The following is a 19,084-nucleotide window of genomic DNA, read 5'->3' as shown; positions in this document are numbered from 1 at the left end:
GAATATATGCAAAAGTGGAAGCTCATATATCAGGTGATTATTTTCCTATTGCTTGTAGGTATTGGAATTGTGAAATACGCAACGCCAATAGGAAATTGGGCATGGTTTACAGCTTGCATCGGCATATTTTTCATTTTACAATCGTTGACGAAAAAATATAATAGTACAGAAAGATAGCTCGCCGCTAAAACGGCGAGCTATTTTGTTATGCTTTTTTCTTTTCATCATTTGTTTTTTCAATAGCTAAATGACTATGTTTCCTAGAGTAGAAGAAATAGAAGCATAAGCCGACTATAAGCCAAACTGCAAAGCTAATCCATGTTGTTTTAGACAAATTGATCATTAAATATAAGCAGCAAAGAATCGCGACAACTGGTAATACAGGTACGAAAGGTGTACGGAATCCACGTTTTAAATCAGGGTGTGTTTTTCGTAAAATAAGTACTGCGCAGCAAACGAATGTAAAGGCTGTTAACGTACCGATGTTTACTAAATTCGCTAGCAAATGTAAGTCTAAAAGGCCTGCTAATAAAGCAGCAACAACGCCAGTAATCCACGTATTTAATAAAGGGATTTTTACTTTTTTATTTACACGTGCTAACGCTTTTGGAAGTAAACCGTCACGGCTCATCGCATACGAAACGCGAACTTGTCCATACATAACGACTAAGAGAACGGTTGTCATTCCAGTCATCGCTCCAACAGCGAGTAGTCCTGCAATTGTATCCTCACCAACGAAATGCAATGCAAATGCAACTGGATCAGAAACGTCTAATTGCGTATAAGGAACCATACCTGTTAAAACGAAAGATACGATCATATATAAAACAGTACAAATAAGAAGAGAACCGATAATACCAATTGGTAAGTCACGCTGCGGTTTTTTCGTTTCTTCTGCAGCTGTTGCGATTGCATCAAATCCTAAGAAGGCGAAGAACACAGTGGCAGCCCCAGTAATAATACCGTCGTATCCGAATGGGATGAACGGTGTCCAGTTTTCAGGTTTTACATATTTTGCACCTGCTACGATAAAAGCGATAATAACGGCTAACTTAATAAGAACCATAATATTATTAATGCGTGCGCTTTCGCGTATACCAAAACTTAAAAGGCCCGTAATAAGAAGTAAAATACAGACAGCAGGTAAATCGATGAGACCACCTTTTCCTACGCCGGGGGCCGAGGCGATTATGGCGGGCAGGTGTATATTGAACCCTTGTAGTAATGATTGCAAATAACCAGACCAACCGACAGCTACTGCCGCGACTGCAAGTAAATATTCGAGCATTAAACACCATCCGACGATGAAGGCGACGACTTCTCCGACTGTCATGTATGCGTAAGTATACACACTTCCTGAGACAGGAATAGAAGAAGCAAATTCAGCGTAACAAAAGGCTACACAAGCACAAGTAAATGCAGCAATAAGGAATGATAGCATAATACCAGGACCAGAATGTTTTGCTGCAACAATACCTGTTAATACAAAGATCCCGGTCCCAATTACGGCGCCGATTCCTAAAAATGTTAAATCGAGTGCAGTTAATGTTCTAGCTAGCTGCTTTGGTGATTCAGTACTAAGCGCTTTTTTTCGTAATAATGACTTCACTTTGGACTCTCCCCCCGTTTTTTCATTTCCATAACTGCGACTATAGTATGAGCCCATTAAAAAAGAGTAAGTAAGGAAGTGGAGGTGCAGTTATGGTATGTAGTTTTTTAAAATTGCTGGATTAATCTTAATATAATTCAGAATATTTTGTCAAATAAAAATATGACAAATAAAATGCGGATCAATAGGGGAAACTACTTGCAGAAATGGACGGGGGTTAACGACCCACTGATTAAAGTTAAAGTAGGAGCAGATGCTATGTTATTTTATTTTGAACTTGTCGTCATTTTACTTTGTACGAAATTAGCTGGTGACATTAGTGTAAGACTTGGTCAGCCTTCTGTACTTGGTAAGTTAATTGTCGGTATTATTATCGGTCCGGCTGTACTTGGTATTATTAATAGTTCTGAACTGATTGATGAATTGAGTGAGATTGGTGTTTTGTTACTTATGTTTATGGCGGGACTTGAAACAGATTTAGAAGAGTTAAATCGGAATTTGAAATCGTCGTTTGCAGTAGCGGCCGGTGGAATTATTTTTCCTTTCATCGGTGGTTATGTAACAGGATTGCTGTTTGGATTAATACAATCCCATGCCATTTTTTTAGGGTTATTACTTTGCGCAACATCGGTTAGTATTACGGTGCAGACGCTACGTGATCTAGGAAAAATGAATACGAGAGAAAGTACAACAATTTTAGGTGCTGCCGTATTTGATGATGTCATTGTCGTTATTTTATTAGCATTTGTAATGAGTTTTTTAGGAACACAAGATGTGAATATAACACTTGTCATTGTAAAGAAAATTATTTTCTTTGTAAGTATTGTTTTTATTGCTTGGAAAGTCGTTCCTTGGATTATGAAAATGCTTGTCCCGCTTCGTGTAACAGAAGCGTTAATTAGCGCGGCTCTTATTATTTGTTTCTCTTTTTCTTATTACAGTGAAATGATGGGAATTGCAGGCATTATTGGAGCATTTGCAGCAGGAATTGCTATTTCTCAAACAGAGTATAAGCATGAAGTGGAACATAAAATTGAACCGATTGCTTATGCAATATTTGTTCCAGTATTCTTCGTAAGTATCGGAATGGAAATTACATTTCAAGGCATTGGAAGTCAGCTTTGGTTCATTATTATTATGACTCTCGTTGCGATTTTCACAAAGTTAATCGGATCCGGCTTAGGCGCAAGACTGACAGGATTTAATCGCCAATCTTCTATCAGTATTGGTGCGGGGATGGTATCACGTGGTGAAGTAGCGCTTATCATCGCAGCAAATGGACTTACGGCGAATTTATTAGCGAAAGAAAATTTCACAGCGATTGTTATTGTTGTTATATTGACGACGATTATTACACCGCCACTTTTGAAGAAATATTTTGTATAGACAGGAAGGGCTTATCTGATGTAGGTAAGCTCTTTTTTTATTCCCAAAAGCAATGATCATATAGCATGAAGGGTTTATAATTATGGTAAAATCTATGTATGTGATATGACAAGGAGAGGGAAGTGTGAAGATTACGAAGGAGAAGGTTATCGGTGTAATCGTACTTATTGCAGTATGTATACCATTTACTGCATGGAAAGAATCAAAAGTGAAAGATTTTCCGGTTTCTATTTTTTCGGAAGAAGCAGATGGTGAGTATGGTCAGAAGCTGAAATATACTGCTTTTTTACCTGATGTTGCGATTTGGATGAACGGTTGGGAAAAGAAGTGGACAGAGGGGGAAAGAACTGTTTATCAAAAAGGGAATCGCATTGTAAATGTGTTTCATCCTCCTGGCGATGATGGTTATTACCTTCTTGAAGCAAGAGAAAATAAGTGAACGCAACCGTAAGAAGTGGAGGTTAAATAGTGAAAGCTTCAACATTACTATTTAAAATTGAAAGTAATATGGATCAATTTTCACCAGCTGAGAAGAAGGTTGCCATGTACATAATGGAGAATGCAGAGATTGTACCGAATTTAACGACGAAAGAAGTGTCAACGAATGCAGGAGCAAGTGAAGCGAGTGTCGTTCGCTTTTGTAAATCGATTGGAATCGGAAGTTTTAAAGCATTTAAGATAGCACTCGTTCGTGAATTAACGATTGCTGATTATAATATTAACGATTTTTCAGTGATGAATACAGAAGATGGACCGTATGATTTATTTAATAAAGTTACTTATGTGAATAAAGCTGCAATTGAGGCGAGTGTTACTGCAATAGATAAGAGGGAACTTGAGAAAGCAGCGGATCGTATTGTCAATGCGGGCAAAATTATATTTTACGGAGTAGGTGGATCAGCTACGCCAGCAATGGACGGGGCTTATAAATTTACGCGGCTTGGATTTACAGCGATGATGCTATCTGATTTTCATATGATGTTGCCACTTGTGACGAATTTAAAAGAAGGTGATATATTTGTTGCGATTTCAACATCTGGTCGAACGAAAGATGTGCTTGAAATGGCGCAGTATGCAAAGAGACAAGGTGCAACTGTTATTGGAATTACGAAATTAGATCAATCATCACCCCTATATAAAGAAGCGGATATTCGCCTTTGTATGCCAGATGTAGAACAAGATCATCGTATTGCGAGTATTGCTTCGAGAATGACACAATTGAATATGATCGATGCTTTATATGTTATTACTTTCAATCGAATTGGTAATAAAGTATTGGATCAATTTATGGAGACGCGAGAAGAAGCGTTGCGGTTACGGAAGTTAAAGTAGAAGAAAAGATGAGGAGACTCATCTTTTTTATTATCTTTGACACAAATATGTCATGTCGTGAAATTTTATTTCATAAAATAAGAAAGGATTATTGATTTTTAGTTTCTTAAAGTTATAATAAAAGTGTGAAATATAATTTCAAAGAGGGTGGAAATATGTTAGAAAATTTATCGACAGAACATCGTAATGAGAAAACAATGAATCTGGATGAAATGAGCATAAAAGAAGTATTGCAAAGTATGAATGAAGAAGATCGAACTGTTGCGTTAGCAGTTGAAAAAGAGATAGAACAAATTGAAAAGGTTGTACAGACTGTTATTAAATCTTTTGAAGAAGAGGGACGCTTAATTTACATTGGTGCTGGTACGAGTGGTCGTTTAGGTATCCTAGATGCAGTGGAATGTCCGCCGACATTTGGCACGGATGATAAAATGGTGCAAGGATTTATAGCAGGTGGATTGAAAGCGTTTACTAAGGCGGTGGAAGGTGCCGAAGATCGCGAAGAGTTAGCAGAAGAAGATTTAAAAAGTATTGGATTAAATGAGAAAGATACAGTGATTGGAATTGCTGCCAGTGGCAGAACTCCTTACGTAATTGGCGGCTTGAAATACGCACAGAGCGTAGGAGCGAGTACAGCGAGTATTTCTTGTAATAAAAATGCTGAAATAAGTAAATATGCAAATTTAAATGTGGAAGTAGAAACAGGTGCAGAAATTTTAACAGGATCAACGCGTTTAAAAGCTGGTACAGCACAAAAATTAGTGCTGAATATGATTTCAACAGCTTCGATGATTGGTGTAGGAAAAGTATATAAAAACTTAATGGTAGATGTTCAATCCACAAATGAAAAGTTAGTAGAACGGTCAAAACGAATTATTGTGGAAGCAACAGGCGCTAGTTATGAAGTAGCGGCAGAGTATTATGAAAAGGCAGAACGTAACGTAAAAGCTGCCATTGTTATGGTGTTGTTGCAGTGTGAGTATGGGGAAGCACTGGAGAAACTAAAATACGCAAAAGGGTTTGTGAAGAAAGCACTATAAAGTAATAGGGAGGGGGATTCTATTATGAAGAAAGAAGAGAGAATGGCCAAGGAAATTTCGGAGCAACTTGGTGGAATAAAAAATATTCGTAGTATTGCTCATTGTATGACGAGACTACGTTTAACGCTTCATGATGAAAGTAAAGTAAATATGAACCTTTTGAAAAAAGTTGAAGGCGTTATGGGTGTTATAGAAGATGAGACGCTTCAAGTTGTCGTTGGTCCAGGAACAGTAAATAAAGTAGCAGCTGAAATGGAAGGTTTGACAGGACTACGAATTGGTGAGGTAGCAGATCATCACCTTGAAGATATTGGGCAAGAGATGAAATCAGAGATTAAGAAGAAAAATAATACACCGGTGAAAAACTTTTTACGAAAAATAGGAAGTATTTTCATCCCATTAATTCCGGGGCTTGTTGCGTCAGGAATTATAAACGGGGTTGCTAACTTTGCGAAAAATGCTGGTGCTGATCCAAATGCAACGTGGTTACAAATGTTACTACTCATTGGCGGCGGTATCTTTACATTCTTAGGAATTTTAGTCGGCTGGAATACAGCGAAAGAATTTGGCGGGACACCGGTTCTTGGGGCAATTGCTGGTATTTTAATTTTCAACCCGGCGATGGCAAACGTAAAATTGTTTGGTGAAGCATTAGTGCCCGGACGGGGCGGATTGTTTGCAGTTATTTTTGCAGCATGGCTTATGGTTGTAGTGGAAAGACAAGTTCGAAAAGCAGTGCCAAACGCAGTTGATATTATCGTGACACCACTCATTACTGTATTAGTTGTAAGTATCGTAACGATGTTAGCCATTCAGCCATTAGCAGGTTTCTTATCAGATGGTATTACGAGCGGAATTAATGCTATTTTAAATATGGGCGGAGCATTTGCTGGCGCAGTACTTGCGGGAACATTTTTACCTCTCGTTATGGTCGGATTGCATCACGGTTTAACACCAATTCATATGGAATTTATTAATCAAACACACGTAACACCTTTATTACCAGTGCTCGCAATGGCTGGTGCTGGCCAAGTGGGCGCAGCAATTGCGATTTATGTGAAAACAAAAAACAAACGACTTCGAAATGTAATTAAAGGTGGATTGCCAGTTGGCTTTTTAGGAATTGGTGAGCCGTTATTATACGGGGTGACATTACCACTTGGGAAACCGTTTATTACTGCTTGTTTAGGAGCGGCTGTCGGTGGTGCATTCCAAGCAGTTATGCAAACAGCTTCTCTTGGAATTGGCGTATCAGGGCTATCTTTAATTCCGTTAATTGCTGACAATAAATATTTACTCTATTTCTTAGGTTTAGTAATTGCATATGCTTTCGGATTTATCTTTACGTACTTCTTCGGATTTAAAGAAGAAATGGCAGAAAACATATAGAGAAAGGGATTCCTTTCTCTTTTTCTATTAATAGAAAGGGAGATTTATATGATCGGAGTTTCCATTTATCTTTCAAAAGAACGAGTAGAGAAACAAGAAGAGTGGCTAAAAGTAGCGAAGGAAAATGGGTTTACATCTATTTTTACATCACTGCACATTCCAGAAGATGATCCAAATACGTATAAAGAGTTAATTCAAATATTAGGGAAACAAGCTCTTGCACATGAAATGGAGTTAATGGTTGATGTTTCTCCAAAATCGTTACACCATTTAGGGCTAACATATGAAAATGTGGAAGAACTATTGGACTGGGGCATTACCGGTTTAAGAATGGATTACGGCATTGCGCCAAAAGAAATTGCAAGCGTATCTCATAAGATGAAAGTAGCTTTAAATGCGAGTACGATTACAAAGCCATTTTGGAAAGAATTACTTGCAGAACATATAAGAGTAGAGAATGTAGAAGCATGGCATAATTTTTACCCACGTCCAGAGACAGGACTAGCAAAGTCCTTCTTACAAAAGCAAAATCAATATTTACAGGAGTGCGGAATAAAGACGATGGCATTTATTCCAGGAGATGCGGAAAAACGAGGTCCGTTATATGAAGGGTTACCAACGTTAGAAAAACATCGCAATATGCGCCCGCTTGAAGCGTACTTAGAACTTGTTCAAGATTGTGGTGTTGATAAAGTATTGATTGGAGATATAAGCGCAAGTTTGGAAAGTATGCAAGAAGTAGCTAGTGCGAGTAGAGGGATTATTCCATTGCGTTACAAATCATTTATAACTGATAAAGAAGTATTAAAAGTGGTGGAGCAAGTGCATACAAATAGACTAGATCCGGCTCGTGATGTTATTCGATCTGTAGAATCAAGGGAAGGAAATAGAGTGGTTTTACAGCCGATGCATACAATTGTAAGAAAGAAAGGCAGCATTACAATTGATAATGAATTGTACGGTAGATATGCAGGGGAGATGCAAGTTGCTATAAATGATTTATCTGTAGATGCGAAAGTGAATGTTGTTGGAATGGTTGTGGAAGAGGACGTTTCTTTACTGCCTTATATTGGTGCTGGAAAAATGTTTCAAATTTTTCTATGCGATAGAATAAAAGCTTGAATTAGCGCTATTTTGTAGGAAAACATTATCCGTAAAACGGATAATGTTTTTTGTTTTCTTTAAAAAAGTATTTGACGAATGAAATAAAATACCGTATTGTTTTGACTTGTGAATAAAAGTTCACCATAACAAAACAAAAAGGAGAGTTCAAAATGAATCAATATATTGGGAATTTAATTATTCGTATCGTGTTAGGAGTTACGTTCTTTGCACACGGTTTAGCAAAGTTTCAATCAGGTATCGATAATGTAGCAGGATGGTTTACAAGCATCGGTTTACCAGGTGGCCTTGCATACGGCGTAGCAACTGTAGAATTAGTTGGTGGTATATTATTAATTATCGGTTTAGGTGTACGATATGTAGGATTGTTATTCGCTCTTATTTTAGCTGGAGCTATCGTAAAGGTAAATGGAGCAGCAGGTTTATTAGGAGATGGAAAGAATCCAGGATATGAATTAGATCTTGCATTATTATCAATGGGTGCGTATTTATTCGTAGTAAAAGCAGAAGGATATGTAGATCGTTTCTTAAAAGAGAAAGTAATGAAAACGAAGTAAATTTTATTTATAAATTGTTGACTTGAAGAATTATTGTAACTATAATGATTACAACTAATGAATTACGAATGAAACAATTTAAATATTTTTTTACACAAGATGTAACTGTATAGGTTACATCTTGTGTAAAAATAAATAAACGGGAGGAAGTAATATGCCTAAATCAAATTTAGAAATTATTCAAAGCACGTATGAAGGATCAGCTTCTTCGAATGCAAAGCATTTAGCAGAAGCCCTCTCTGAAAAAGTGGAATGGACAGAGGCAGAAGGTTTCCCGTACGGCGGAACATATAAAGGCGTAGAAGCTATAATGAAAAATGTATTTAGCCGTTTAGGATCAGAATGGGATGATTATAAAGCAAGTGTAAATACATATCATGAAGTAAACGGAAAAGATGTAATTATTGCTGAAGGTATGTATTCTGGAGTTTATAAAGAAACAGGAAAATCATTTGAAGCAGAATTTGTTCATGTATGGCAGCTTGAAAATGGAAAAATCGTGAAGTTTAAGCAATATGTAGATAGTCATATTGTTAGGGAAGCGATGAAGAGCTAATGCTTTTTAAATGGATTGTAGGTATATGTATTACCATTATGGTAATCATCTCTTCTATAGTTGGCGGAAAGAAATTGCTTGCATATGTGGAAAAAGAAAATGAAAATATTCAAATCGAGCGAGCGGCAAACGAAAAAGAGAAAAAAGCTGCAGAAGAAGCTCCGCAAATTAGTGATGGTGAAATTATTTCTACTATGCATAAAATGGTGCACCAAAAGGTAAAATCCTCTGAAAAATGGGGATTTGTAGAGATGACAAAAAAGGAAATTTCTAATGTGAAAAGGGATATTGAAAATAGTACAGGTTTTCAATATAAAATGAAGTTATTTTCTATTATAAATAGATGGGAAAAAGGAGATTTTTCTCAAACTGTTGAGGAGCATAACTTTTTATGGAGCCTTCAAGGTGGAGATACTGGTAAGGCGACGGAACGTTTATCGCCAGAAGAGGAAAAACAGTATATAAAAGAAATGAAGAGTAAATAAAAACATCGCTAACCCAGATGACGATGTTTTTTCATTAAGAATGTTTTCGCATTAAAGGTCTAACAGGCTGAACGGCAACAGTTTTGAAATGAGAAAATAAATAACACCCTGTTACAACGACAATTGTCCCTAAAATTTGTATCCACGTTAATTCTTCTCCGAGGAATATGAATGCTAAAATGGCTGTGAAAATTGGATTGAAGTTTAGAAAAATACCTGATGTAGTTGCGCCTAATTTTTGTACGCCAATATTCCAAAATACCATACAAAGAACTGTCGAAATAAGCCCAGTATATAAAAGTGATGTGATGAAAGAAGTATTTATATTTGAAACAGTGAAGCTACCTATGTTAAACGGTAGTAATAAAATAACGCCGAAAATACCAGAGTACAACGTTGCCATAAGTGGTGTAGTTGTTTTTGTTGCCCATTTACTACAAACAGAATAGATTCCCCAAATACAAACTGCTGCAATCATCCATAAATCGCCGCTATTAAAATGTAGTGAAAATAAAAGCGAGAAATCACCTTTTAATAGGACGAGGATAACCCCGAAGAATGAAAGAATCATGGATAGGATTTGAAGTGTATTTACTTTTTCTTTTAGAAATAATACTGAAAATAATGCGATTGAAATTGCATTCAATGTAGAGATAAGACCTACATTCGTAGCGGATGTTTTTTCTAATGCTAAAAATTGAAAGATGTTAAAAAGAGCGACCCCTGAAATTCCCATCAATATTAAAGGAAGTATTGCGGTACGTGGTGGAAGGATTTTCTTTTCTTTAAACCATACCATCGGTAATAAACAAACAATCGCAATCATCCATCTTAAATTTGTCAGTGTCATCGGCGATGCATGATCGACGAGTGATTTTCCAACGACAAAATTTCCTCCCCATAATAAGCTCGTTAGTAATAGTAAAAAGACGTAAAAATAAGGCATGCTAAAATCCCCTTTTTTGTAATCAATACGAATTGTAAATAATTTTAGCATTTTTCTTTATTGTGTAATATATTCTTTTGTATAATGGTGAAAATTCGATAAAATCTTTAGTTGCGAATGATATTTACGGAATGATATTCAGTTTTTTGTAAGGTATAAGGTGTTTTTTCGAATAATCATCGGTAAGAAAAAAGGGGGAATTGTAATGGAGTCGTCTGTTATTAAAGTGTTGGATGATTTGGATGTACAAATTTTAGATATATTGCAGAAGGAGTCACAAGTAAGTAATGCAGAGCTGGCACGTCGCGTTAATTTATCACCGGCTGCGATGCATGCAAGAATAAAAAGATTGGATGGGGAAGGTTTCATCGATAAGCAAGTTGCGATTTTAAATCAAGAAAAGCTTGGGTTTGATTTATTATGTTTTATTTTTATGAGTACGAATATTCATCAATTTGACAAGTTGGAAGTGTTGGAGAAAGAATTAGAATCGATGCCGGAAGTGTTAGAATGTCACTGTTTAACAGGAGAGTACGATTATTTATTAAAGGTTGCAAATCGTGATCGTAAAGAACTAGAGCAGTTTATTAGAAAGTTGAATAAGCTTGGTATTACAAGGATACAGACAAGTTTAGCACTTCGTGAAATTAAATATTCGACGGTATTGCCGATACGAAATGAGGAACCGAGCATCGATTAGATTGCTTGGTTTTTGTTTGTATAAATTGATTGACGAGGAGAAAAGAGAGATGTATTATTATATAAAATTATGAATTAAAATTCATTTTAAGTTATAAATATTAATATTGAGGGGCAAGGGGATGTAATATGAAAATCTGTAATGCAGTGACGAGTGATGTGAAAGAAATTTATAGTCTTATTGAGGTTTATGCAAAAGAGGGAGTTGTTTTACCACGTTCTCTTTTGTCTCTTTATCAATATTTGCAATGTTTATATGTTATGAAAGAAGACGAGAGAATTGTTGGAGTTGCTGGATTGCATGTATTAGGAGAAGATCTTGCAGAAATACGATCGTTAGTAGTTTCGCATACATATGCAGGGAAAGGGATAGGGCGTATGCTTGTAAATCATGTAATGGAGGAAGCTACGAAAATAAATGTAAGAAGAGTAATTTCCTTAACATATGAAACAGTATTTTTTCAAAAGTGTGGATTTGATTTTATAAATAAAGAAGCGTTGCCAGAGAAAGTATGGATTGATTGTAGACATTGTCCAAAGGTGGATTATTGTGATGAAGTGGCGATGGTGCGGTATGTTGGATGAAAATTTTATAGAGAAAAAGTTCCCACTATTATTTACATATATAGTGGGAACATATATTTCCATAAGAAATGGACAGGTTATTAAGAATTTGAATTCTTTTGTCTCACGGCAAAATTATAAAGTGGATCTTTAAGTTCATAGTTATACGTTAAACCGTCGACAATTCCTACAACTTTATCATTATCATAAAGGTCGAGCATAAATTGTGCCATTTGTTTTGCAGTGTGGAATTTTGGTACAACATTATCATATTGGAATTCATCAATATCAAATGAACGCTTCGCGAACTCTGTTTCAGTTGCAGCAGGAGCTAAAACTTTTGCTTGCAGTTTTGCGCCTTGTTCTTTCAGTTCGTGAGACAGCCCTTCTGTAAATGCACTTACATAGAATTTCGTAGCGCAATACGTAACAGCATCAGCAACAATCGTGTATCCGCCTCCCGATGAAACGTTAATAAGCTGTGTTCCGTCAACCTTTGAATAATCTCGAACGAAAAGAGAAGAGAGTATTGTTAGTGCTTCTATATTGACATGCAACATCGTCTCGATTTTATTTAAATTTTGTTCAGCAATTGAGGCGAAATTACCAAAACCTGCGTTGTTAATCCACGTTTCAATTTGAAAAGATTGTAGGCTTTCATAAAGTTTATAAACATCTTCAGTAATAGATAAATCAGTTCTTCGAATGACAACATCCAATTCTGGATGCATTTCGTTAATTTTCAATTTTAATTCGTTTAATTCTTCTTGTCTTCGAGCTACAAGTACTAAATTTTTTCCGCGAGATGCAAATACTAAAGCTGCTTCATAACCAATTCCGGAACTTGCGCCAGTAATAACAGTGTATTTCATATAAAATCCCCCTAAGTTCAAATGAATTTATTATGGTTAGATTGTATTTGTTAGAGTATACTCTAAGTCAAATGTTTTTTATAAATTTGATAAGGTCATAAAATATATGAGAGTAAGCATGTGGAGGGAGTTTTAGTATGTACACAATTAGCGAGGTAGCAAAATTATTAGGCGTGAGCACACATACACTACGTTATTATGAAAAGGAAAATATATTAATTGCAAATCGAGATACAAATGGAAATCGACTTTACGAAGAGTCACATATAAAGTGGTTGCAGTTTGTAATGAAATTAAAACAAACGCAAATGCCAATAGCGAAAATAAGAGAATACGCTAGATTATATACAGAAGGGGAGCATACAACAGAAGCTCGTTTACAGCTCCTAGAAGATCATAGGAAATCTATTCAGATTCAAAGAGAAAACTTAGAAGTTACAGAGAAGATGCTCGAGAATAAAATTCGTGCTTACAAAAGCTCATTGGAAAATAAATAGATGTTGTTATGTGATGAAAAATGGATTTGATCTATGAGTATTTCATCATAGTGTGCGGATAAATAAAAAAGAGCAGCTAGCAAAAGCTAACTGCTCCATTCAAGGGATCTCTCCAAGGGGGAGTGGAGAAAATATTATGTTACTAGCAGTATTGACAGATTATTAAGAAATATACAAATCAGATGAAAGAAATTTTAAATAAACTTTCGCCATTGACAGTTTTTAAAATGTTCATGTACAATATGCATGAATGACATTCAGTCATTTTCGTGTAAAAAGATGTAGTTAGTTTAAAAATGGAACAAATACAATGGTAAATGAGGATGATATTGGTTTATATAGTATTGATGAAAGAGTATATTTTTTTAAAATAAAAATGACTGAAAGTCAGTCATGAGAGGTGAGAGGTATGAAAAATAGAGCATGGTTATATGTCATATTAACATGTATCTTTGAAATTTTTTGGGTGTTTGGTTTTAATACGGCTAATACTTGGTGGCATTGGATTATTATTTTAGGAGTTATCGCTGTTGATTTTCACTTCCTTTCTAAAGCGTGTGAATATCTTGCAACAGGGACTGTATATGCTGTTTTCGCCGGAGCTGGTACGGTGGGTACTTTTTTAATGGATGTATTTCTTTTCGGCGGAAGTTTCAGTGTAGGGAAGTTATTTTTTATCGTGATGGTTGTAGCCGGCGTTATCGGTTTAAAGCTAGCTGATAATAAAGAAGAAACTGTGGAAGGAGCTGCTTAAAGATGGGTTGGTTTTTCGTATTTTGTGCTGCAATTAGTGAAATAGTCGGTGTGATAGGACTTAAAATGTATAGTAAAGATAAGACATTGGCCAATGGTGCGATTTATATAGGCGGGTTTGCTACATCCTTCGCATTCTTGTATACATCTTTCTTATTCTTACAAGTCAGTGTCGCGTATGCGGTTTGGATCGGTATTGGAACAGCAGGTGCCGTTTTATTAAACATGTTCTTGTTTGGGGAGTCGAAAAGTAAAGCGCGTATTATTAGTGTGTTTCTTATTGTATGTGGAGTGACAGGATTAAAGGCACTTTCTTAAAGATATATTGTATTTTTATCTCCTAATTGTTTATTAGGAGATTTTATTATAAAAAAATGATTTCCTCTTAGAGTTCACTATCATTGACAGTACAATCGATTATCTTATAAAATGAGTGACAGTCATTCAATATGCGTGTGAAAGGGTTTAGATGATGAATAAAAAAGAGAAAATTGTCTATGCAGCTATTGAAGTGTTTCAGGAAAAGGGCGTCGAAAAAACGAAGATTTCTGATATCGTGAAATTAGCTGGCATTGCGCAAGGAACTTTCTATTTATATTTTCCTTCTAAGCTATCTGTTATGCCTGCAATAGCAGAAGTGATGGTTGAAAAGATGATACTTGCAGTGAAAGAAAAAGTACAAAAAGATGTACCTTTTTCAAATAAAGTGGCACAAGTAATCGATGCGGTGTTTCACTTTATAGAGGAATACCGTGAAATACAAGCTTTAATGTATGCAGGTCTTGCATCTACTGAACATATAAAAGAGTGGGAAGCTGTGTATGAGCCTCTTTATATGTGGTTAAGCGAATTTTTAAGTGAGGCGAAAGAAGCCGGTGAAATTCGTGATTCGGTTCACGCAGAGAGAACAGCGAAGTTATTTATCGCTCTTGTTGAATCAGCAGCGGAACAAGTTTATTTATATGATCATAAAGATGATGAGCAAGTGGATTTGCAAAAGGCAGAAGTACTAGATTTTTTAACACATGCACTACATATAAAGAAGTAGTAAGATGAACCTGTCTGAAAAGGTAGGTTCATTTTCGAGGAAAACTGAATGATAGTCATTCACCTAATACTTATGTATGTGTAGAAGGATAGAGTGAAATTCTAATGAGTGGAGGCATCCTCACTCATTACTAGCCCGCAAAGAGCAGGATAAAGAAAAAGCTTCTTGGGCATTATTTTTTGAGAGGAACTTACGGGAAGAGGTGTTAAAAAGTGAAGAAACCGATAAAAGAACAAAAGATGGTATTGGTTATTCTTTTGAGTAATATATTTATCGCTTTTTTAGGGATTGGATTAATCATTCCGGTTATGCCGTCCTTTATGAATGATATGCATTTAACTGGGAAGACGATGGGCTATCTCGTTGCAGTGTTTGCAATGGCACAGCTCATTACTTCACCTATTACAGGCCGATGGGTTGATCTTTACGGTAGGAAGAAAATGATAATCATTGGATTATTTATTTTTGGTGTTTCAGAGCTTCTTTTTGGATTGGGAAAAGATGTATGGATGCTTTATGTAGCAAGGGTATTAGGCGGAATTAGTGCTGCTTTTATTATGCCTGGTGTTACAGCATATGTTGCGGATATTACATCTATTCAGGAACGTCCAAAGGCGATGGGATACTTATCTGCGGCTATTAGTACTGGATTCATTATAGGGCCTGGAATCGGCGGATTTATTGCAGAATACGGTATACGTGTGCCGTTTTTCGTTGCAGCAGCAATTGCTTTTATAGCATGTGTGATTTCAATCTTTATTTTAAAAGAACCGTTAACGAAAGAAGAACTTGCAGAGATTTCTTCTAATACGAAAGAATCAAGTTTTATTGGTGATTTAAAGAAATCATTAAATCCAATGTATGCAATTGCATTTATTATCGTATTTGTACTCGCATTCGGATTATCAGCGTATGAAACAGTGTTTAGCTTATTCTCAGATCATAAATTTGGTTTCTCGCCGAAAGATATTGCAGCAATTATTACAATCAGTTCAATCTTTGGGGTAGTTGTGCAAGTATTTATGTTTGGCAAATTGGTAGACATGTTCGGTGAGAAAGTATTAATCCAAATATGTTTAATTGTAGGTGCAGTATTAGCATTCGTCTCAACTGTAGTCTTTAATTATTGGATTGTACTTCTCGTCACTTGCTTCATTTTCTTAGCATTTGATTTACTTCGTCCAGCTTTAACGACGTTTTTATCAAAAGCAGCTGGAAAAGAGCAAGGATTCGTTGCTGGGATGAACTCGACTTATACGAGTTTAGGAAATATTACAGGACCAGCGATGGGCGGAATATTATTTGATATGAACATTCATTACCCATATGCATTTTCAGGAGTTGTTTTAATAGTTGGTCTCGCTATTACATTTATGTGGAGAGAGAAACAGTTGGCTGAAAGTTTTGCGAAGTAATAAAACCCCTTACGACGGTAAGGGGTTTTTGTTTTATAAACTTAATCCAAACCGTTTTAATTCAATAAAAATCCCCTCTAATTGCTTTCCTTTATCCGTTAATGTGTACTCTACACGAGGCGGAACTTCTGGATATACTTTTCTCGTTATAATGCCTTGCGATTCTAATTCTTTTAGTCGAAGCGATAATGTTTTTGGACTAATACCATTCATTGATTTTTGTAAATCACTAAAGCGTAATGTTCCTTCGATAAGAAGATCACGAATGATTAAAAACGTCCATTTTGTACTAATTACATCAAGCGTTTTAGCGATAGGACAAGGTATGCCAGGTAAACCTTTCGTTAATTCAACTGGATCTATATTGTTCATGGAACTAGCCTCCATAAAATTTTTTTGGATGAATTTGCTTTATAGTATCACAAAACTATACTTTTGGTAACTATATGAAAAAAATATCACTACTTCCATAAATAAAGTTAGTGCATATACAATAGCAATACGAAACAAAAGGATTTATATAAGGAGGTGGTGATTTCCATGGGGATAAAAAAGTTACTTGGATTTCTTAGTTTGTTTGTTATTTGTATTGTGCTTGTAGCATGCGGCGCGGAACAAAAAACTGAAGTTCAGTTATTAAAAGAAATGCCAAAGCCAAAAGCAATGACAATTGATCCCTCACTAAGTAAAAAAGAAGCGACAGAAATGGTTCATGCGGCGCAGCGTTTTTATGCATTTTGGGATACAGGTAAGGAGGAACTTATTCCGCAGACTGTTACTAAAGATTTCTTCGATAATACATTGCCGAAAGGGCGACCACAAGGCATTGAAGGATTAAAGTTTGCAGCGCAAAACTTTCGTAAAGTTGTGCCTGATATACATTGCGAGATTGAAGACTTATTGGTTGTTGGTGATAAAGTAACAGCCCGTCTTTCTTTTACAGGAACGCATAATGGTAAAAATATTAGCTTTTCTGCAATAGATATTTTGCATGTGAAAGACGGAAAGATTACGGAAGACTGGCATTTAGAAGATAATCTTACGTTGAAACAGCAACTTGGGTTAATAAACGAGGAATAGAGTAGGGGAGAGAAAAACGATGAAAAATATATTTATTATAAATGGACATGAAAAATACGGTACAAAGGAAGGACGATTAAATAAAACGTTAGTGGATCATATGGTGACGGTATTAAGCGAGAGCCATCAAGTGAAAACAACAACGATTCAAGATGGATACAATATAAAAGAAGAACAAGATAAATTTTTATGGGCTGATGTTGTGATTTATCAAACACCAATTTATTGGTTTAGTGTTCCAGGATTATTTAAAACGTATATGGATGAAGTGTATGAATACGGTTTGTTCTTTAAAGGTGCAGATGAATATGGAACAGGTGGTTTATTAAAAGAGAAAGAGTATATGTTCTCTACAACTTGGAATGCACCTGAAAAAGCATTTGGAGATAAGACGAAGTTCTTTGAAGGAGAAAGTTTAGAATCAGCGCTTAGTCATTTACACCGCGTGCAAAAGTTTCTTGGGATGAGTCCGTTAAAGAGTTTTGCTTGTTATGATGTGGTGAAGAATCCGGATATAGAGAAGTATTTAGGGAACTTGAAGAATCATTTAGAAGAAGTTATTCAATAATTAGAGTCATCCCCGTATTTAATGCGGGGATGACTCTATCCATAACTTCGCAAAATTTGCCCAGCTGAATGAATCAGTTGTTACGTTTTTTTAGGAAGGGTGATATGTTATTCTTTTTAAAACGGGTCAACTTCAGCTAAATCAGGGTTAGCATTCGGATTTGTTAATAAGGTTTTCAGCTCACCTACTTCAGAGAGCGCAACGAGGATATAACCACTAATAAGGACGACGAGTCCGATGACCCTTAATGTTGGCAGTGTAATATCACGGCTATTGTTTTCGGAGTTGTCTTGGGGCGTTGAAGGTGGATTGTTATTCATAAATAAGGCTCCCATCTTTTGTATTTATATATGTGCGAAATCATTATTTAACTTATGGATAGGAATTATATAGTCATTTTCACTATATGAGAAATGCCTATGAAAAGTGATAAGGAATTTTGGGGCGAGAAAAGGGGGGAATCCAAAAGATTATTAAAACTGAACTTTTGGATTCCCCCCTTTTTTATTTATCCTGCTATTTGTGGTGGTCGGATTGCCTGTAAACGACCAGTTGGTGAGGGCTAATTAATCAGTGGGGGGATGAATAAAACCCCACTGATTAATTATTTTCATGTAAATAAAAGGAGGTTAGTTATCCTAATATACGCAACGATTCTTCGATAAACGCTGGGATGTCCTCTGGCTGTCTACTTGTTACTAGCTGATTTTGACATACGACAACCTCTTTGTCATGAAAGTTTCCGCCAGCGTTTTTTAAATCCACTTCAATAGATTTATATCCAGTTACATCACGTCCTTCAAGTGTTTGTGCAGTGATGAGTAACTGAGGTCCATGACAAATAGCGAAAACCGGTTTTTCCGTATCCATAAATGCTTTACTAAAGCGAACGAAACGCTCATCCGCACGAAGTATATCTGGAGAAAATCCGCCTGGTATGAAGAGTGCGTCAAAGTTTTCTGGAGAAACATCATCGATACCTTTATCAATTACAATTTCACTTTTTCCTTGTTTACCGTGTACCGTTTTCCCTTTTTCTGTTTCAATAGTTGTTAATTCATATCCCTTTTGTTTAAAAGCTTCTGCTGGCTCTGTGTATTCTGTGTCCTCGAAATAATCCGTTATTAAAATAGCAATTTTTTTACTCATTCTAATCCGCTCCTTAT

At 35.9% G+C, this 19,084-nt stretch carries 26 protein-coding genes; 20 read left to right on the top strand and 6 right to left on the bottom strand.

Going from position 1 to position 19,084, the window contains the following annotated elements:
* Window positions 1–6 precede the first annotated feature (6 nt).
* On the top strand, window positions 7–177 hold the full coding sequence (locus ACTFO4_RS17345) for a hypothetical protein (RefSeq protein WP_001174839.1): 171 nt from the start codon (window positions 7–9) through the stop codon (window positions 175–177).
* A gap of 28 nt (window positions 178–205) precedes the next feature.
* On the opposite strand, the gene ACTFO4_RS17340 is transcribed toward ACTFO4_RS17345, so the two are convergent.
* Window positions 206–1,666 carry an amino acid permease gene (locus tag ACTFO4_RS17340; protein WP_002197441.1) on the bottom strand — a complete coding sequence of 487 codons (1,461 nt, stop codon included), beginning with the start codon at window positions 1,664–1,666 and terminating at the stop codon, window positions 206–208.
* A gap of 105 nt (window positions 1,667–1,771) precedes the next feature.
* Here ACTFO4_RS17340 and ACTFO4_RS17335 point away from each other — a divergent pair, with 105 nt between their 5' ends.
* From ACTFO4_RS17335 to ACTFO4_RS17295, 9 genes are all read left to right on the top strand, one after another.
* Window positions 1,772–2,995 carry a cation:proton antiporter gene (locus ACTFO4_RS17335; RefSeq protein WP_060852387.1) on the top strand — a complete coding sequence of 408 codons (1,224 nt, stop codon included), beginning with the start codon at window positions 1,772–1,774 and terminating at the stop codon, window positions 2,993–2,995.
* A 124-nt stretch (window positions 2,996–3,119) separates the two neighbouring features.
* Window positions 3,120–3,434: a hypothetical protein gene (locus ACTFO4_RS17330; RefSeq protein WP_000704958.1), complete on the top strand. Its 315-nt coding sequence runs from the start codon at window positions 3,120–3,122 to the stop codon at window positions 3,432–3,434.
* Between the two features lie 29 nt (window positions 3,435–3,463).
* Window positions 3,464–4,327 (top strand): MurR/RpiR family transcriptional regulator, encoded by an 864-nt coding sequence (locus ACTFO4_RS17325; RefSeq protein WP_000648173.1) that lies wholly within the window; start codon window positions 3,464–3,466, stop codon window positions 4,325–4,327.
* A gap of 155 nt (window positions 4,328–4,482) precedes the next feature.
* Window positions 4,483–5,367, top strand: coding sequence for an N-acetylmuramic acid 6-phosphate etherase (gene murQ, locus ACTFO4_RS17320; RefSeq protein WP_000892350.1), 885 nt, complete (start codon window positions 4,483–4,485; stop codon window positions 5,365–5,367).
* Between the two features lie 24 nt (window positions 5,368–5,391).
* Entirely contained in the window at window positions 5,392–6,756 is a 1,365-nt protein-coding gene (locus ACTFO4_RS17315; protein ID WP_326234543.1) for a PTS transporter subunit EIIC, read from the top strand.
* A gap of 48 nt (window positions 6,757–6,804) precedes the next feature.
* Window positions 6,805–7,878 carry a MupG family TIM beta-alpha barrel fold protein gene (locus tag ACTFO4_RS17310; protein ID WP_326234544.1) on the top strand — a complete coding sequence of 358 codons (1,074 nt, stop codon included), beginning with the start codon at window positions 6,805–6,807 and terminating at the stop codon, window positions 7,876–7,878.
* Between the two features lie 152 nt (window positions 7,879–8,030).
* On the top strand, window positions 8,031–8,435 hold the full coding sequence (locus tag ACTFO4_RS17305) for a DoxX family protein (RefSeq protein WP_001077751.1): 405 nt from the start codon (window positions 8,031–8,033) through the stop codon (window positions 8,433–8,435).
* A gap of 154 nt (window positions 8,436–8,589) precedes the next feature.
* Window positions 8,590–8,991, top strand: a complete 402-nt coding sequence (locus tag ACTFO4_RS17300) for a nuclear transport factor 2 family protein (RefSeq protein ID WP_001126703.1) — start codon at window positions 8,590–8,592, stop codon at window positions 8,989–8,991.
* Window positions 8,991–9,476, top strand: coding sequence for a PRK06770 family protein (locus ACTFO4_RS17295; RefSeq protein WP_326234545.1), 486 nt, complete (start codon window positions 8,991–8,993; stop codon window positions 9,474–9,476). Before ACTFO4_RS17300 ends, ACTFO4_RS17295 begins: the two co-directional genes overlap by 1 nt.
* A 34-nt stretch (window positions 9,477–9,510) precedes the next feature.
* On the opposite strand, the gene ACTFO4_RS17290 is transcribed toward ACTFO4_RS17295, so the two are convergent.
* Complete coding sequence (locus tag ACTFO4_RS17290) at window positions 9,511–10,422, bottom strand: DMT family transporter (protein WP_001146242.1); 912 nt, start codon at window positions 10,420–10,422, stop codon at window positions 9,511–9,513.
* Window positions 10,423–10,627: 205 nt separating this feature from the next.
* Between ACTFO4_RS17290 and ACTFO4_RS17285 the strand changes: the two genes are divergently transcribed.
* Together ACTFO4_RS17285 and ACTFO4_RS17280 are read left to right on the top strand one after the other, a co-directional pair.
* Entirely contained in the window at window positions 10,628–11,122 is a 495-nt protein-coding gene (locus ACTFO4_RS17285) for an Lrp/AsnC family transcriptional regulator (RefSeq protein WP_000446097.1), read from the top strand.
* Between the two features lie 128 nt (window positions 11,123–11,250).
* Window positions 11,251–11,706 (top strand): N-acetyltransferase, encoded by a 456-nt coding sequence (locus tag ACTFO4_RS17280; protein ID WP_000686663.1) that lies wholly within the window; start codon window positions 11,251–11,253, stop codon window positions 11,704–11,706.
* 80 nt (window positions 11,707–11,786) lie between these two features.
* Here the strand turns inward: ACTFO4_RS17280 and ACTFO4_RS17275 are convergent, their stop codons facing one another.
* Entirely contained in the window at window positions 11,787–12,557 is a 771-nt protein-coding gene (locus tag ACTFO4_RS17275) for an SDR family NAD(P)-dependent oxidoreductase (protein WP_440013960.1), read from the bottom strand.
* Window positions 12,558–12,694: 137 nt separating this feature from the next.
* On the opposite strand from ACTFO4_RS17275, the gene ACTFO4_RS17270 reads away from it, so the two are divergent.
* From ACTFO4_RS17270 to ACTFO4_RS17250, 5 genes are all read left to right on the top strand, one after another.
* Entirely contained in the window at window positions 12,695–13,054 is a 360-nt protein-coding gene (locus tag ACTFO4_RS17270) for a MerR family transcriptional regulator (protein WP_000288066.1), read from the top strand.
* Between the two features lie 409 nt (window positions 13,055–13,463).
* The gene (locus tag ACTFO4_RS17265; protein WP_326234547.1) at window positions 13,464–13,808 is read left to right on the top strand and encodes an SMR family transporter; all 345 of its coding nucleotides are present in this window, start codon (window positions 13,464–13,466) and stop codon (window positions 13,806–13,808) included.
* Between the two features lie 2 nt (window positions 13,809–13,810).
* Window positions 13,811–14,125 (top strand): DMT family transporter, encoded by a 315-nt coding sequence (locus ACTFO4_RS17260; protein WP_000539671.1) that lies wholly within the window; start codon window positions 13,811–13,813, stop codon window positions 14,123–14,125.
* 151 nt (window positions 14,126–14,276) lie between these two features.
* Complete coding sequence (locus ACTFO4_RS17255) at window positions 14,277–14,855, top strand: TetR family transcriptional regulator (RefSeq protein WP_002025356.1); 579 nt, start codon at window positions 14,277–14,279, stop codon at window positions 14,853–14,855.
* Window positions 14,856–15,067: 212 nt separating this feature from the next.
* On the top strand, window positions 15,068–16,270 hold the full coding sequence (locus ACTFO4_RS17250; RefSeq protein WP_326234548.1) for an MFS transporter: 1,203 nt from the start codon (window positions 15,068–15,070) through the stop codon (window positions 16,268–16,270).
* A 33-nt stretch (window positions 16,271–16,303) separates the two neighbouring features.
* Here ACTFO4_RS17250 and ACTFO4_RS17245 read toward each other — a convergent pair whose 3' ends face one another.
* Complete coding sequence (locus ACTFO4_RS17245) at window positions 16,304–16,642, bottom strand: winged helix-turn-helix transcriptional regulator (RefSeq protein WP_001059472.1); 339 nt, start codon at window positions 16,640–16,642, stop codon at window positions 16,304–16,306.
* Between the two features lie 168 nt (window positions 16,643–16,810).
* Between ACTFO4_RS17245 and ACTFO4_RS17240 the strand changes: the two genes are divergently transcribed.
* Together ACTFO4_RS17240 and ACTFO4_RS17235 are read left to right on the top strand one after the other, a co-directional pair.
* Window positions 16,811–17,350 carry an ester cyclase gene (locus tag ACTFO4_RS17240; protein ID WP_326234549.1) on the top strand — a complete coding sequence of 180 codons (540 nt, stop codon included), beginning with the start codon at window positions 16,811–16,813 and terminating at the stop codon, window positions 17,348–17,350.
* Between the two features lie 19 nt (window positions 17,351–17,369).
* On the top strand, window positions 17,370–17,918 hold the full coding sequence (locus ACTFO4_RS17235) for an NAD(P)H-dependent oxidoreductase (protein WP_326234550.1): 549 nt from the start codon (window positions 17,370–17,372) through the stop codon (window positions 17,916–17,918).
* 116 nt (window positions 17,919–18,034) lie between these two features.
* Here the strand turns inward: ACTFO4_RS17235 and ACTFO4_RS17230 are convergent, their stop codons facing one another.
* Window positions 18,035–18,238, bottom strand: coding sequence for a hypothetical protein (locus ACTFO4_RS17230; RefSeq protein ID WP_326234551.1), 204 nt, complete (start codon window positions 18,236–18,238; stop codon window positions 18,035–18,037).
* Window positions 18,239–18,337: 99 nt separating this feature from the next.
* Here ACTFO4_RS17230 and ACTFO4_RS17225 point away from each other — a divergent pair, with 99 nt between their 5' ends.
* Entirely contained in the window at window positions 18,338–18,484 is a 147-nt protein-coding gene (locus ACTFO4_RS17225) for a hypothetical protein (protein ID WP_223617999.1), read from the top strand.
* 67 nt (window positions 18,485–18,551) lie between these two features.
* Here ACTFO4_RS17225 and ACTFO4_RS17220 read toward each other — a convergent pair whose 3' ends face one another.
* Window positions 18,552–19,067 (bottom strand): type 1 glutamine amidotransferase domain-containing protein, encoded by a 516-nt coding sequence (locus tag ACTFO4_RS17220; protein ID WP_136363058.1) that lies wholly within the window; start codon window positions 19,065–19,067, stop codon window positions 18,552–18,554.
* Window positions 19,068–19,084 lie beyond the last annotated feature (17 nt).

The sequence above is a fragment of the Bacillus cereus group sp. MYBKT14-1 genome, assembly GCF_051915185.1.
In the GTDB taxonomy this organism is placed as follows: Bacteria; Bacillota; Bacilli; order Bacillales; family Bacillaceae_G; genus Bacillus_A; species Bacillus_A cereus.
This window is presented reverse-complemented; position numbering and strand designations above follow the sequence as displayed.